General features: G+C 61.2%; 14 protein-coding genes. 10 read left to right on the forward strand and 4 right to left on the reverse strand.

The features are described 5' to 3' along the window. Nucleotides 1–2: 2 nt before the first annotated feature. Both PQR27_RS25990 and PQR27_RS25995 read right to left on the reverse strand, forming a co-directional pair. Nucleotides 3–1298: a TolC family protein gene (locus tag PQR27_RS25990; RefSeq protein ID WP_408526481.1), complete on the reverse strand. Its 1296-nt coding sequence runs from the start codon at nucleotides 1296–1298 to the stop codon at nucleotides 3–5. Between the two features lie 92 nt (nucleotides 1299–1390). Further along, entirely contained in the window at nucleotides 1391–1753 is a 363-nt protein-coding gene (locus tag PQR27_RS25995) for a hypothetical protein (protein ID WP_408526482.1), read from the reverse strand. A 356-nt stretch (nucleotides 1754–2109) separates the two neighbouring features. Here PQR27_RS25995 and PQR27_RS26000 point away from each other — a divergent pair, with 356 nt between their 5' ends. Then, nucleotides 2110–2853, forward strand: coding sequence for a TerC family protein (locus PQR27_RS26000; RefSeq protein WP_408526483.1), 744 nt, complete (start codon nucleotides 2110–2112; stop codon nucleotides 2851–2853). A gap of 233 nt (nucleotides 2854–3086) precedes the next feature. On the opposite strand, the gene PQR27_RS26005 is transcribed toward PQR27_RS26000, so the two are convergent. Next, a complete protein-coding gene (locus tag PQR27_RS26005; protein ID WP_408526484.1) occupies nucleotides 3087–4370 on the reverse strand; it encodes an acyl-CoA dehydrogenase family protein in 1284 nt (427 codons plus the stop codon). A 170-nt stretch (nucleotides 4371–4540) separates the two neighbouring features. Here PQR27_RS26005 and PQR27_RS26010 point away from each other — a divergent pair, with 170 nt between their 5' ends. Beyond that, complete coding sequence (locus tag PQR27_RS26010; RefSeq protein ID WP_408526485.1) at nucleotides 4541–5422, forward strand: helix-turn-helix domain-containing protein; 882 nt, start codon at nucleotides 4541–4543, stop codon at nucleotides 5420–5422. A gap of 143 nt (nucleotides 5423–5565) precedes the next feature. On the opposite strand, the gene PQR27_RS26015 is transcribed toward PQR27_RS26010, so the two are convergent. After that, nucleotides 5566–6579, reverse strand: a complete 1014-nt coding sequence (locus PQR27_RS26015) for an AraC family transcriptional regulator (protein WP_408526486.1) — start codon at nucleotides 6577–6579, stop codon at nucleotides 5566–5568. Nucleotides 6580–6678: 99 nt separating this feature from the next. Between PQR27_RS26015 and PQR27_RS26020 the strand changes: the two genes are divergently transcribed. From PQR27_RS26020 to PQR27_RS26055, 8 genes are all read left to right on the forward strand, one after another. Further along, a complete protein-coding gene (locus PQR27_RS26020) occupies nucleotides 6679–7809 on the forward strand; it encodes a saccharopine dehydrogenase family protein (RefSeq protein ID WP_408526487.1) in 1131 nt (376 codons plus the stop codon). Nucleotides 7810–7832: 23 nt separating this feature from the next. Then, nucleotides 7833–9371 carry an AMP-binding protein gene (locus tag PQR27_RS26025; RefSeq protein ID WP_408526488.1) on the forward strand — a complete coding sequence of 513 codons (1539 nt, stop codon included), beginning with the start codon at nucleotides 7833–7835 and terminating at the stop codon, nucleotides 9369–9371. Between the two features lie 23 nt (nucleotides 9372–9394). After that, the gene (locus PQR27_RS26030; RefSeq protein WP_408526489.1) at nucleotides 9395–10234 is read left to right on the forward strand and encodes an enoyl-CoA hydratase/isomerase family protein; all 840 of its coding nucleotides are present in this window, start codon (nucleotides 9395–9397) and stop codon (nucleotides 10232–10234) included. Nucleotides 10235–10266: 32 nt separating this feature from the next. Further along, the gene (locus PQR27_RS26035; RefSeq protein WP_408526490.1) at nucleotides 10267–11034 is read left to right on the forward strand and encodes an SDR family NAD(P)-dependent oxidoreductase; all 768 of its coding nucleotides are present in this window, start codon (nucleotides 10267–10269) and stop codon (nucleotides 11032–11034) included. 8 nt (nucleotides 11035–11042) lie between these two features. Next, nucleotides 11043–12281, forward strand: coding sequence for a thiolase family protein (locus tag PQR27_RS26040; protein WP_408526491.1), 1239 nt, complete (start codon nucleotides 11043–11045; stop codon nucleotides 12279–12281). A 12-nt stretch (nucleotides 12282–12293) separates the two neighbouring features. Continuing rightward, on the forward strand, nucleotides 12294–12686 hold the full coding sequence (locus tag PQR27_RS26045) for a hypothetical protein (protein WP_408526492.1): 393 nt from the start codon (nucleotides 12294–12296) through the stop codon (nucleotides 12684–12686). A gap of 96 nt (nucleotides 12687–12782) precedes the next feature. Further along, nucleotides 12783–13907, forward strand: coding sequence for a porin (locus PQR27_RS26050; protein WP_408526493.1), 1125 nt, complete (start codon nucleotides 12783–12785; stop codon nucleotides 13905–13907). 134 nt (nucleotides 13908–14041) lie between these two features. Continuing rightward, entirely contained in the window at nucleotides 14042–15484 is a 1443-nt protein-coding gene (locus tag PQR27_RS26055) for a DUF1254 domain-containing protein (protein WP_408526494.1), read from the forward strand. Nucleotides 15485–15489 lie beyond the last annotated feature (5 nt).

The raw sequence follows: 15489 nt of genomic DNA on the forward strand, positions 1-15489 counted from the left end.
CTTCACTGACCCACGGACATCGTTGCGGGCACGACCTGGTATTCGAGCTGGGCCCACGTTTGCGACACGTCGCGCTGCAGGTCCAGCACCTGAAGTTCAGCGTCGAGCTGTGCGCGCCTCGCTGCGAAGGCATCGGCCAGCGAGCCAGTCCCTGCCCTGTATGCGGCAACCGCGAGTTGCGCGCGCTGGTCTGCAGCCGGGAGCAAGGAATGGGTGAGATTCGCGATGCGCTCGCGACCGCTCGCGAGAGTGGCAGACTGTGCGCGGATGTCCGCTTCAACCTGGCGCTGCGCATCCTCGTACATCAGTCGCGCCCTGGTGCCCAGTTCCGCCTTCTCGGCGGCGTCCCGGTTCTGAAGGTTCTTGCGGTTGATGGGAAGCGGAATGCTGACGCCAACTGACACCATGTTCGAGTACGCTCCGCCGCGCTGCTGGTAAGCGACTTCCCAGGTCCAGTTAGGACTGCGATTGCTATTTGCTACGGCGGTATCGGCATCGGCGACAGTAATGTCCCGCGATGCTGCGATGAGCACCGGTTGCACCTGACTCAGCTCCTCCGGCGGCAGCGATGACACATATGACTGTGGTGCCGGTGGCTCGCCGGTGACGTCCGAAACGGGCGTTGCCGTCCAGCGGGACAGACCGATGAACGAGGTCTGCAGTGTCTGCTGCGCCTTGAGCAACTGGTCCTTGGTCTGCGCGAGCATCGCCTGAGCCTGGGTCACATCTGCCGCAGTCGCTTTAGCTCCGCGATAGGACGCTCTCGTCGCGTCGAGTTCGTGGGTCATGTGGCCAACGAGTTCCTGCTGTAGCGAAACGGCCTTCTTTGCATAGACCACGCTCAGCCAGGCTGTCGCCGTTTGCTGACGGGTGTTCGCGAACTGGCCAAGGTAGCCGGCCCGCTCGCGGTCCACCACGTCGTTCGCCAGGTCGGACCGGAGTCGGCGCTTGTCGCCCGACACCCATTCCTGCTCGATGCCAATCCGACGCATCGTCATGAAATCCTGGCCAATGGTGTATTTCTGCTGCCCGGTCACCGGCAGGTTGTCGACACCGGCCTTGAGCGTCGGGTCGGGCAACCGACCGGCCCTAACGGCCGCTTCCGAACTGGCGCGTACTGAAGCCTGTGCAGCCCCCATGATGGCGGAGTGGTCCGTGGCAGCCTGAAGCGCCGCATCGAGCGTGACGGGTGTTTCCTGAGCGTATGCAGCGACGCTCGTGAGAATCAGCGCGGCAAAAATTGAATGCACGCGCACTGGCGTACGCCGGCATGACGGCGTGCCAATGGTCAAAGGCATGGTCTAACCCCAACGGCGGACTCCCATAGGGAATCCACGTCCTGCACGCAGGACGACATCGCCGCTAATGCGGCGAACCTGTCAGCAAGGGATTAGCTGGCGCGAGGAGGTCGCCAGAAACCGGCCGGTTCGCGGACGGTGAGCGACTGCGCATAGTGGAATACGACGGGGCTGGACAGTCCCGCAGGGCGGGTAACTTCGATGCGTGACACCGGGTGATAAAGGCTGCCAAGCTGGCATTGCGCCGTTGCCTTGCAGAAGAACCCTTTGGTCTTTCCCGGTTGGGAGGATTTCATGATCTCGCAGCCGGGCATTTCCGACGACATTGCGCTGCCTTCGTCAGAACCCATGCTCATCTGCATCGGACATTCTCCAGTCAAGCCGCTTGCTGCCAGCCCACTGATGGGCAGCACAGCGCAAAGCAGCAGGAGGAGCAATGTCCGGAGAAATTTCATGGCCGAGATTATAGCCGAGCTTTCCTGAGGCTGATCGGCTACTGCCTGACGCAGAATTTCCCCAAAGCGGTGCTGCCGTCCGGGCCGGCAGCCAATACCCAGGCGGCCTCCGTTCGCACATGTTCGACGAGGAACGCATCGGCAGCGCGGGCAAATCCAGGCCCTTCCAGATTGGAGCGAGAGCTGAAGCCGGTATCGAGGCGGTCCCCTTGCTGCAAACGCCAGGGGGCATGGACCAAGGCCCAATATGAAGAGAGCGCATTTGTCGCTAGACTTTGCGTCAGGCCGAGTGCTGCCCTCCTTCGCTGTTCGGTGAACCGTTCGAATTCGATTGATTGTGCTTTTTCCCCAAGCTCATGGACTACCTGATTGCTCTGGCAGGCGACCCCACCGCGTGGGCGGCCCTTGCGACGCTCGTCGTGATGGAAGTCGTACTCGGCATTGACAATCTCATCTTCATCTCAATTCTCAGCAACAAACTACCCGTAGCACAGCGCGCACGCACACAGCGCCTGGGCATCGCACTCGCGGTGGTTATGCGACTTGGTCTGCTGGGTACTGTGGCGCTGATCGTCAGGCTCACGTATCCCCTTTTCCACGCGCTCGGTCATGGCTTCTCGTGGCGCGATCTGATCCTGATCGGCGGCGGCCTGTTTCTGGTCTGGAAGTCCACCACGGAAATCCATCATCACGTTACGCGTGAAGCCGGGGACGAGGTATCCGAACGCAATGCATCGACGCTGACGCCGTGGTCCGCGATCGGTCAGATACTGGTTCTCGACCTTGTGTTTTCCATCGATAGCATCGTGACGGCCGTCGGCATGACCGACGACATCCCGATCATGCTCGTCGCGGTAATCGCAGCGGTAGCGGTCATGCTGTTCGCGGCGGGGCCGCTGTCGCGCTTCATCGACCGCAATCCGACAGTCGTGATGCTCGCGCTGGGCTTTCTCCTCGTGATCGGTATGACGCTGATCGCGGAAGGTTGCGGTTCGCATGTGCCCAAGGGTTACATCTATGCTGCGATGGCATTCTCGGCATTCGTCGAGGGCCTCAATATGCTGTCGCGCCGCGCGAATGCGCGGCGGAATTCGCCCTAGCGCGTGGAACCGAAGCACGCATGGTGCGCAAGCGGGATCGAGGAGCTACTGGATGAAGCGCTGCCGACAGTATCCTGCGCTTCAGAATTTTGTGCTTACCCCGGCGAAAATCCCCTCTGTCTTGATGTTGTCAAGAAAATCTGGTTTTTCGTAGTCCATGTTAATTATTCTGTACCCGAATTTTGCCCGCCCACGCCGGTATTCGGCGCTGCAGGCACAGGATTGACGTCGTCCTAGTTTCGCGTCCAGCCCTCTGCATACAGCTGCTGCGCCAGCAACCCCACGCGGGCCGTGATGATGTAGTTTTCGCCGTCTTCGATCAGTGCCGAGCGTGCATCACGGAACAGCTTCTCAATCGGGAATTCGCGCGAGGTACCGGCGCCGCCAAATAGTTGCAAGGCTTCACTGGCGACCTTCAGCGCCTCTTCGGTGACCGTCACTTTGGCCGACGCCGTGGCATAAGGATGCGTCAGCGGCGACTGGCGTGCATAGGCCAGCGAGCGGCGAGCGACTGAACGAGCCAACTCGACCCGGCGCAGCATGTCACCCAGACGATAGCGGGTCAACTGATGATCGATCAGCAGTTGTCCGCCCTGTTTGCGTTCGTGACAGTATTGCAAGGCCATTTCGAAGGCGGAGCGGGCCAGGCCGGTAAAGACCTGCGACATGTGGGTACCGGCATATGACCAGGCCGAGGACTGATTGCCGTAATAGTCATCCTGCAGCGCGACCGCGAAACGAATCGGCAACCTGACATTGTCGAAATAGATTTCGCCTTGCGGCAGCGCGCGCTGGCCGATCTTGTCGAGCGGCTTGCCGCGCGAAATGCCGGGCAGGTCGAGCGGGATGATCGCCGCGATGCCGTGCGGGCGACCCTCGGCGTCGAAAAAACCGTCGCCGTAATCAGCGGCCATCTGGGCCAGCGCCACTTGCGCCACCGCCCCGTTTGAGACCCAGGCCGAGCATTGGCCGTTGATGATGATTTCATCACGATCGACCTTGGCGCACAGGCTGCCCTTGTTGCCGGGTTTGCCGTGCGGCCATTCGCGCTGCATGTCGTAGACCATGATGTCACTGCCCTTGTCGGGGTGAGTGATGATCCAGCAGCCAATTTTTCCAGCACAGACATCGATCAGTTCCTGATTGCCGCTGGCCATCGCCATTTGCAACGGAAATCCCGCAGCCCCGATCGACACGGCGAGGCCAGCATCGCCCCAGCCAAGCTCCTCGCCGATCAGCGACTCCAGCCGAACCGCCACATGCGGGTCTAGCTGGGAGAACAGACCAGGGTCCAGTCCTAGCTTGGCCACTTCCTGAAACACGGACCAGTAAGGCGAACCGGGCGCGCAGACGTCAGCGGCGCTCATCTTGTCAAGCTCCTGCCCGAGCGGACGCAATACGTTCTTCGCGAAGTAGTGGACGGCATCCTGGATGGCCGTTTCGTCTTCTGTCAACGGCGTCTCAAAGCCCGTCAGGCCAGCAGCCGGCAGGGTCAATTCTCTTTTTAACTTCAACATGTCTCTCTCCTTCTCACTTTGGATGGTGCGTTCGGTCGACCAGCACAGCGAGTCTGAGCCAGACATCGATTTGCATCTTTCACGGAAGCAGGCAATATCTATCAAAATCCGCTCATTGAGCAGCGAGGCTGGGATCGCCACGAAGCGAATGGCAACAGGAGTGAGGCTAAATGGAGCATCGGCTCGAAACGCGCAAGGAATTAGGCAGCGAACCGATTGCCGAGGGATGGATCGGCGGCGAATCGTCTATCTATGTCGAGCGTTATCTGTTTCAGAAAGTGGAGCGGAGCGTATCCGGGCTGAATGCGACAGTCTTCGTCGCGCATTTCGATGGCGCGCACGTACATGAGGGCGACGCAGGTCAGGCACGAACGATGAGCCTGCCCTGCCAGGCGTGGCTGATTCCACCGAATTGCGCCACGCACTGGCACTACGCAGGCGCGGTGGACTTTGCGATTTTTTATCTGCCGGACGAATCGTGCGGGATCACCGGCCGCTTGCGTTCGCTCGCGTGCCTGAGCGCCGAACCACAACTGCTAGGTGATCCACTTGTCGGCGCAGCCGCCCTGCAATTGGCGAATGAATTGCAAAAAGGCGATCGTGCCGATTCAGGCTTCATGGAGCGGCTTGCGGGCGTCATGCTGGAGCAGGTTTGTCGTGTGCTCAGCACATCGGTGTCCAGCAGCGTCAACGCCACACACATCCATTTTTCCCGCTTGCTGGCGGTATTTGGCTACATTCGGGAGCACCTGACGGACGACCTGTCGACCCAGGTGCTGGCCGATTGCGCCAAGGTTAGCCGCGCGCATTTTTGCCGGTTGTTTCAGGAGGTGACCGGCGGGCCGCCGCACCGATATGTGCTCGCGGCGCGCCTGGAACAGGCCCGTACGATGCTCACCACGAGCAACCAGCCGATCGGGCGCATCGCGCAAGACTGCGGGTTCAGCAGTCAAAGCCATTTCACGTCGAGCTTTCGCAGAGCGCATGGGACCACGCCTGCGCAATTTCGCGCCCATCTGAAACGCGACCGCGCAATTGTTGTTCCAAATTAGACCTTGATCCACTTTCAGATTTTCGCGCGGAGAGCGACGATTCTGACTAGTTTCCGCGATTACACGTCAGAACCAGCGAGGGCGCCCTTGCTCAACTCCGCACTGGCTGTCTGATGAAATTTCAGATCAATTGGCGTGGACAACTATCGCCTTTCAGCAATGCGATGCTTGCGCCATTCCCGCGGCGACAGCCCGTGCCAGCGTCGGAAAGCATGACTAAACGAACTCTGGGTTGCGTACCCAAGCAAACCCGCCACCACTGACAGACGCACAGTCGGGTCAGCAAGATATTGCTCCGCCCCAGCACGCCGTGCCGCCTCAACCAGATCTTCGAACACGAGTTGGTCTTGCTCCAGGCGTCGCTGCAGCGTGCGTACGCTCACGTAAAAATGCCCGGCCACCGTCTCCAGAGTGCATCGTCCCGTCGGCAGCAACTTGCGCACCATCAGATCTATCTGATCACGTAATGAATTGACAGCCGGGTCCGCGCTCTTCTCGATGTAGTTACTAATCAGGCTTTTCAGTTCTGGATCATTGCGCAACATCGGCCGCTTCAGGTCGGCAGTGAAGAGTTCTATTCCATATCCCGCTTGTGAGAATCGCACCGGGCAACCAAAAAATTGCGTGTAGTGCGTCAACGGCAACAACGGCGCGTGCGGTAGCAGGATCGCCTTGGGACGGGCCTGATCACTTGCTATCAGCCGGAACACGCGCAGCCCCACGGCCAGCGTCCATTGTTCGAACTGACGGGAAGGACCGGCGCGCAGAACCTTGAGCTCGTACGACATACGCGAACCGGAGCGCTTGTTCCGCAGTTGCAGTTCCAACGCCGAATTGAGCAGATTCAGATAGCGCGCAATCGCCTCAATGGCCTCACCTACCGTCGCGCAATGAAGCGCAACCAACGCAATCGGTCCGAGCGCGTCGCGCCCCTGGGCGAATCCTGCGCGCAGGCCGAAGTCGGGACAGTTCAAGTCCGCTGCGCATGCTTCCAGCAATCTGACCAATCGATCACCCGGAAACTGCACGTCTGCATCGCCCGTCAGCCTCAACGGCAACTGGAAACGATCCGCGTAGGCATCCGCATCGCCCCCCACGTTGGCGATGGTCTGGCTCAGGCCCTGCAGTACCCAGGCACGGAAATACGGTGTCGACATGCTGGCATTAAATCACAAATTTATGGCGTGAAATAACAAATTCTGGATCACCCGCTTGCTTAGCATATGGCTCATAACACACCCCCCATTGGAGACAAGATGGCAAAGCACAGTGTCGTTGTCTATGGTGCCAGCGGCTACACCGGCATGCTCACCATGGACTGGTTGATCGACCAGAACATTCCCTTTACCGCCGTGGCGCGCAACGCCGGGCGTACGCTGGAAATGATGAAACAGCGTGTAGTGCGCCTGGAATCGGCCACCTACGAAATCATCGAATGCGAGCACGACGTCGACAAGCTGGCTGCCGCGTTCAAGGGCGCGAAAGTCGTGTGCAACATGGTCGGCCCGTTCGTCAATTTTGGCCTGACCGCGGTGGAAGCCGCACTGAAAGCGGGCTGCCACCACCTGGACACCACCGGCGAGCAAGGCTACATCATGGAAGCGCGCGAACGCTTCGGCGAGAGCTATGCGCAAGCGGGACTGCTGCTGTCGCCCTCGGTCTCGTACATGTACACGGTGGGCGAAATTGCAGCCGAGCTCGCGCTAGAAACGCCAGGCGTTGATGCGCTGGAAACGGCCAGCCTCTCGCGCGGCCCGATGCAAGGCTCCGGCGTGACGGTCGGCTCAACTGCATCCATTTTCGAGCTATTCCGCAGCAAGCAGATGCATCTGTGGGACAACCAGATGCTCGAATGGCCGGTTGGCAGCTCCGAGCAAATCTGTGTACCTGAATTCCTGAAACCGGTGTTCTGCCTGCCTTGGGGTGGCACGTCGCTGCCGGTGATTTATGAGCGTGATCCGCGTGTCCGTCATTGCAGATCGATGGTCGGCTTTTACGACAACCCGGCGATGCGCATGGTGCACGGCCTGAGCCGGAAGTGGGAAGAGGAATTCAAGCATTTGCCGAGTGAGGCGCAGGACGGCGTCATGGCGCAATTCGTCGCGGCCACTACCCCGTCGATGCCGCCGCGCGAACGCACCACGCTCAATCGGTCGGTCGACATCGCGATCGGACGCGGTCAGTTGGCCAGCGTGCGGGCCAGCGTCACTTCAATCACACCGTACATCACGACGGGCGCCCTGCAGACTGCCGCCGTCATGAAGCTGCTGGACGGTGAAACGCGCAAGGTTGGTTTTGCTTCGGCATGCCAGGCGTTCGACCACCGCTACCTGCTCGGATTCATGGAGCAACGCGGGCTGGCGCGCGGCCACGTCATGCAACTCTGACCGACATCTGTTCGAGGGACGTAATGGCTATTATCGATTTTTTTGACCGCGGCTGGCGCAGTGCGCCGGACGCCGCAGCCTATATCCAGGACGAGCGTGAGTTCAGCTTTCGCGAGGTTGGCGAACAGTCGTGCCGCATTGCCCATGCACTACGGGCCGCAGTCCTGGGCGACGGCGCAAAGGGCGCTGTCTGGGCCGGCAACGACGTCCAGGCGTGGACCTGTACGCTTGGCCTGTGGCGCGCCAACATGGCCTGGATTCCGGTGAATGCGCGCAATAACGGCGAAGAAAACCGGGCTTTGCTCGACGCCTTCGATTGCGATGTGGTGTTCTACCAGCAGGCCTACGCGCCCACTATTGAAGCCCTGCGCGGGGCATTGCCCAAGGTCCGCCTCTGGATCTGCATCGAGACCGAACTGAACGCGTGGTGCAGAGCACACCCTGCCACCCATCCTGATGTCGAATACCGCCTGGATGACCTGGTCATGCTCTCGCCGACCGGCGGCACCACCGGCACGCCCAAGGGGGTGATGAACACTCACCGCAGCGTTCAGACCTTCGTGGCGCACTACATGCTGGGTTGCCACTACGGCCACGGCGAGCGGCCGGTCAACCTGGCCGCCGCACCGATGACGCATACCGCAGGCTTGCTGTCGCTGCCCACCACCGCGCGCGGCGGCACGGTGGTCGTGGTGACCAAGCCGGACCCGGCTCTCATGCTGCGCGCCATCGCACGTCACCGCGTCACCGAGTTCTTCCTGCCGCCGACCGTCATTTACCGGTTGCTGGAAGTGCCCGGCATCGAGAAGCTGGACTTCAGTTCGCTCAGGTACTTCCTGTACGGCGCAGCGCCGATGTCGGTCGACAAACTGAAAAAAGCAATCAAGGTGTTCGGCCCGGTCATGGCCGGCGGCTACGGTCAGACCGAGGCGCCGGCATCCATCGCGATGCTGCCGCCGGACCAGCATTTCGCCGGCGGCACCCTCGCCAGCGACGAGCGTCTGTCGTCGGTGGGCCGTCCCAGTCCGTTGATCCGGGTCGAGATCATGGACGAACGGAACTGCATTCTCGCTACAGGCGAGACCGGCGAAATCTGCGTGCGTGGCGATCTCGTGATGAAGGGCTACTACAAGGCGCCCGACAAGACCGCCGAGACGATCATCGATGGCTGGCTTCACACCGGCGACATCGGCCACCTGGATGCCGAAGGCTACCTGTATGTCACTGACCGCAAGAAGGACATGCTGATTACCGGTGGCTTCAATGTCTACCCAAGCGAAGTGGAACAGGTGATCTGGGCTCACCCCGCGGTGCAGGATTGCGCCGTGATCGGCGTGCCGGACGCCCAGTGGGGCGAAGCGGTAAAGGCTGTTGTCGAACTCAACCCGGGCCAAAGCGTGACGGCTGAAGAGTTGATCGCGCTCTGCAAGGAAAAACTAGGCAGCGTCAAAGCGCCGAAGAGTGTGGAGTTCACCGTGGCCCTGCCGCGCAGCACGATCGGCAAGGTGCTTAAAAAGGAATTGCGGGCCCAGTACTGGGTCGCGGCGCAGCGACAAATCTGACAAAGACAAAATCGGAGACATTCATGGATTATCAGGACTTCACTACCCTGCGCGTGGCCGTTGTAGCCGGCGTAGCCCGCGTCACCTTCGACCACGGTCCGATCAATCTGATGGACCTGGCGATGCTGGCCGATCTGGACCGTGCCGGCCGCATGCTCGAAGCCGACGCGGCCGTCAAGGTCGTCATTCTGCAAAGCGCGAACCCGGACTTCTTCATCGCCCACGGCGACGTGTCCGTGATCCCTCATCTGCCGGCCCAACCCGCGCCGCGCGAGCAGAAACTCGGCGACGTCCACGCTATCCTGGACCGCTTCCGCACCATGCCGAAAGCGACCATCGCCAAGATCGAAGGACGCTGCCGTGGTGGCGGCAGCGAACTGGCCCTCGCCTGCGATATGCGCTTTGCGGCCATTGGGCGCGCCTTCCTGTGCCAGCCCGAGGTCGGAGTTGGCATCATCCCCGGCGCGGGCGGCTCGGCTCGCCTGCCGCGTCTTGTGGGCCGCGGCCGTGCGCTAGAAATCATCCTCGGCTGCGCGGACTTCAACGCAGAGACCGCGGAACGGTATGGCTGGGTCAATCGTGCGCTGCCCGCAACGGAGATCGACTACTTCGTGAGCGCGCTGGCAACCCGTATCGCGGGTTTCCCGGCCGCCGCGCTGGCGCAGGCCAAACACATGGTGGATGCCACCGACCGCAAGATCGAAGACGACCTGGCACTGGAGGAACGCCTGTTCCTCCAGTCTGCCCAAACCAGCGGCGCGAGGACGCGTATCGGCGCTGCCATGGGCGGCGGCATGCAGACCCGCGGGATGGAGATGTGCAACTTCACCCACGTCTGGGCACCGATGGCGGGGCTGGAATGAGCGCCCCAACCTTTCTCGGCAAGGTTGCCGTCGTGACAGGCGCTGGCTCCGGCATTGGGCGCGCGCTGGCCATCGAGCTTGCCTCCTGCGGCGCGCGGCTCGCGCTGTCGGACATCGATGAAGCCGGCCTGGCCACCACCATCGCCCAGTGCGGTGGGATTGAGGCTCGCGGCTACAAGCTCAATGTGGCCGACCGCGAGGCAGTGCTGAGCCATGCGGCCGAGGTTGAACGCGACTTCGGCGCGGTGCACTTTGTGTTCAATAACGCCGGCGCCACGTTGGTGGGCACCTTCGAACATTCGACCCTCGAGGAAATCGAATGGCAGCTGGGCATCAATCTCTGGGGAGTGATCCACGGCAGCAAGGCCTTTCTGCCGCTGATGCTGGACCAGCGTGAAGGCTGCCTCGTCAATATCTCCAGCATCTTCGGCCTGCTCGGCTACCCGACGCAGAGCGCCTACAACATCTCCAAGTTCGGCGTACGCGGCTTGACCGAATGCCTGTGGTCGGAACTGAAGGGCAGCGGCGTGCGAGCGGTGTGCGTCCACCCTGGGGGTATCCGCACCAACATCGAACGGGCGGGGCGGCGCGTCAAGCTAGCCAACCAGCTGGAAGTAGAGTTCGCCGCGAAGGCCGAGAAGATGCTGGTCACGCCGCCAGAACAATGCGCGAAAGACATTCTGCGCGGCATCGAGGCCGGCAAGCAACGCATCCTGACTGGCTATCGCTCGCGCACGGTGCACTGGATCTCGCGCCTGTTCCCGAACAGCTATCCGTCGCTCTTCAAATACCTTAACTGAGGCGCTTTATGGAGCAGCTTTATATCGCCGGCATCGCCATGACGGTGTTCGGCCGCCACACGGCCCGCGCGCTCGATGATCTGGCTCGCGAGGCCCTGGACGGCGCCCTGAAGGATGCTGGCTGCAGCCGCGGCGACATTGGTACGGCCTTCTATAGCGGCATGACAAATGGCGCCCTGCAAGGTCAGATCACCATTCCCGGGCAGGTCCTGTTCTCCAGGATCGGCATTGAGGGCATTCCTGTCGTCAACGTGGAAAACGCCTGTGCGTCGGGCAGCACGGCCGTGCATCTGGCGCTGCAAAGCCTGAGGGCGGGTGCCTGTGACGTGGCGCTGGCGCTCGGTGCAGAGAAGATGAACATCCCAGACAAGGCGAAGGCCTTCTCGCTGTTCGAAGCGGGCTGGGACGTTTCGCGCGCCGAGGAAAATTACCAGACGCTCATGACCATGGGCGCCGGCATTACACCGCCGCCAGGCAGCGAGTCCGACAAGCCCTATAGCCGCTTCATGGCCATCTACGCCGCACTGTGCCGCCACCACATGCACACCTACGGCACGACCCAGCGGCAGATTGCTGCCGTGTCGGCCAAGAACCACACGCACTCGGTGCACAACCCCTATTCGCAATTCCGTCAGCCTTTCACGATAGACGAGATTCTCGCAGCGCCGCCGATCACTTACCCGATTACGCTGCCCATGTGCGCTCCGCTATCGGATGGCGCGGCGGCGGCCATCGTCTGCACCGAAGACGGCTTGCGTCGCATCGGCGCAGACCGCAGCCGCTGTATCAAGGTGGCGGCGAGCGTGCTGCGCAGTTTCACCCACCGGCCGCTGGAGCGGCCGGACCTGAACATCGGCAGACTGGCGGCTGGCCAGGCGTACGAGATTGCAGGCCTTGGTCCGCAGGACATGCATGTGGCAGAGGTGCACGACGCGTCGGCCATGGGCGAGATCATCCAGGCCGAGAACCTCGGACTGGCGGCGTTGGGCGAAGGCGGCCCCTGCGCGGAACGCGGCGAGTTTACGCTGGGCGGCCGCATCCCTATCAACACGTCCGGTGGCCTCGAGTCCAAGGGGCATCCCCTCGGCGCGACTGGAATCGGTCAGCTCTACGAACTGGTCACCCAGCTACGCGGCGAAGCGGGAGTGCGCCAGGTCCATGGCGCGCGCCATGCGATCCAGGAAAACGGCGGCGGCCTGCAGGGCGTCGAAGAAGCCGCGCTGGCAATCCACATCCTTAGCAAATAAGAAAGGACAATCATGCAGCTCAGACATGCACGCGTGCTGTTCTACGTCGCGGCCATTTTCAATTTCGCAGCCGTCGTGCTATTGCATCCGGCCTCGGGGATGGCCGCTGCGCTGCGCCTGACTCCCTCCCCCAGCTCGGGCGTCTTCGACCAGGTCGCGCTGCTCGCGATCTTCGCCTTTGGTGTCGGCTACTGGCTGGTGGCACGTAATCCCGACCGTAATCGCGATCTCGTCAAGATCAGCATGGGCGCCAAGCTGGGGGTCGTGGCCATCATCGGCGCGCACTTCCTCGCGGGGTCGGCCAATGCGAGGCTGGTTCTGCTGGTGTCAGGCGATCTGCTCTTCTCGCTGGCCTTTTTCTACTTCCTCATGGCGCGCGCACCACAAGCCGCGGCGGCTCATTAAAGCAACGCCCGGCACGTCTCTCACGGTTCAAGTCGCAAAGATGGATTGGAACGGTTGGGGAATTGACTGAATCAATATAAAAAAATGGAGACGAAAATGAAGTTGAAATGGTTGACCGCGGCCGCACTGGCTGCAATCGGAAGTTCGGCTTATGCGCAATCGTCGGTGACGCTGTATGGGGTGGTCGATTCGGGACTGTTGTATCAAAGCAGTTCAGCAGCATCATTCAGTCCGACGGCAAAAAACCTGGGGAAGGTGTATCGCTACAAGGATGGCGGCATCTATTCGAGTCTTTGGGGGATGAAGGGCACCGAGGATATTGGCGGCGGCTACTACGTCAACTTCAAACTGCAGGGCACCTTCGACAGCGGCACGGGCAAGTTCGGTCTGTCCGATACGGCGGGCGCCGTTGCGATGTTCAATCAGGTGTCGACAGTCGGCGTGTCCGGCCCGTTCGGTTCGATCGACGCTGGCCGGCAGTTTGCGCCGATGGCCTGGGCGCTGGCCGACACCGACGTTCGCTCGGCCCAGTACTTCGGCAGCATCCTGACTGCCTGGATCGGCATGAATACGGCGGCCGGCTGGCCCGGCACCAGCACCAACGGACCGATCGGCGCGCTATACGACAGCAATGCGCTCGTCTACCGGTCGCCCAATTTTGGCGGCGTGAGCGCGGAGCTCGAATACGCGCCGGGCGGCGTGGCCGGAAGCTTCCAGGGCGGCACGCGCGAATCGGCGGTGTTGAAGTATTCGAACTACGGATTGAAGCTGTCGGCGGTGTACTACAACGGCCACGATACGAATCCCGGTCCCACAACCGTGGCCAGCGGGCTCGACAATAACCGTTTCTGGTATCTGGGGGCGTTGTACACGATCAAGGGCTTCTCGATCTCGGCGTCATACAGCAATGGCAAGAACCCCGCGCACTCGAACCTGGTCGACCTCGATCTGTACTCGCTCGGGCTCGGCTACCGCTTCACGCCGGCCTTTGAAGTCACCAGCGGGGTCTACTACCTGGAGGACCGCAACCATTCGACCAACAAGTCCACCCAGGCTGCCGTCGGCGCCGACTACAGCCTGTCCAAGACGACTCTGCTTTACGCGCAGGTGGGCTATGTGAACAACAGAGGCAATATGACCACGGCCATCAGCTATGGTGCCCCCGTGGCACCCGGCATGGCCACCACCGCGGTCAACATCGGCCTGCGCCACAAGTTCTGACCACCTGGTTGGCGGACCGCGGTCCGGATGCCGATCTGTTTTGCGACCACGATTGCGTCGTTGCCGAGCCGCTTTCAAGGACCCGCGTCGCGCGCCACTAATCACTCACCACTCGCCGCAAAACGAGGAACCCCATGACAATCTTCTCGAGATTCGGAAGCATCGTGTGCGCGACGGCGCTGTTTGCGCCGTTCGCATTCCTGGCAACGGCAAATGCACAGCCTTCCGTGACACCCGCTGAGGCCCGCGCCATCGCAAAGGAGGCCTATATCTACGGCTTTCCTCTCGTGGATAACTACCGCATCCAGTACACCTACTTCGTGGACAGAAATGGCGCGGAGTTCAAGGCGCCCTGGAACCATATCGCCAACCAGCCTCGTGTCTACACGCCGGCGGACACGGCAATCCAGACACCCAACTCGGACACGCCCTATTCCTGGCTGGGTCTGGACCTGCGCATCGAGCCCATCGTGCTCACCGTGCCGGCAGTAGAGAAAAAACGGTACTACAGCATCCAGCTAACCGATGCCTACACCTTCAACTTCGACTACATCGGCAGCCGCAGTACGGGCAACGGTGCAGGCAGCTACCTGATCGTTGGGCCGAACTGGAAGGGCAAGATTCCGAGAGGCGTGAAGAAGGTAATCCATTCCGAAACGGATCTCGTCATGTCGATCTATCGCGTGCAACTGTTCGACGCGAACGACATCGGCAACGTGGAGAAGGTACAGGCGGGCTTCAAGGTGCAGACGCTATCGGAATTTCTCGGCGCCCCTGCGCCCAAGGCGGCGCCAGCGCCTGATTTCGTCAAACCGCTTTCGCCCGTGGAGCAGAAAACCTCCCTTGAATTCTTCGACATCCTGAACTTCGTGCTGCGCTATTGCCCGACGCATCCTTCCGAAGTGGAACTAATGAAGCGCTTTTCAAGGATCGGTGTCGGTGCGGACCAGTCATTTGACGCCAGTAAGCTCTCGCCTGAAATGGCGGAGGCGATCAAAGCCGGCATGGCGGATGCATGGGCTGACTTTGGCGGACTGTTGAAACAGTTTGACGCGAGAAAAGTAACCTCAGGTGACGTATTCGGCACCCGCCAATACCTGAAGAACAACTATCTCTATCGTATGGGCGGCGCCGTGCTCGGCATTTACGCCGCGTCCAGCCAGGAGGCAATTTACCCCGTCTACGGCGTCGATCAGGCCGGCCAAAAACTGAATGGCGCGAATCGCTATACCTTGCGCTTCGCGCCGGGGCAATTGCCGCCGGTCAACGCATTCTGGTCGTTGACCATGTATGAAATGCCCCGGAGCCTGCTCGTAGCCAACCCGATTAACCGTTACCTGATCAACTCGCCGATATTGCCGCAGATGAAGCACGACGCCGATGGCGGCGTGACCCTGCTGATCCAGAACGAATCCCCAGGCAAGGACAAGGAGAGCAACTGGCTCCCTGCGCCGAAGGGAGCATTCCGCATGTATTTGCGCCTTTATTGGCCGAAGACCAACGCATTGGACGGCGAGTGGACCGCCCCACTGCTGGAGCGTCTGCCGGAAACGACTGAAGCGCGCGCATCCGAATAACCGAT

The organism is Paraburkholderia fungorum (assembly GCF_046027215.1).
Taxonomy (GTDB): Bacteria; Pseudomonadota; Gammaproteobacteria; order Burkholderiales; family Burkholderiaceae; genus Paraburkholderia; species Paraburkholderia fungorum_D.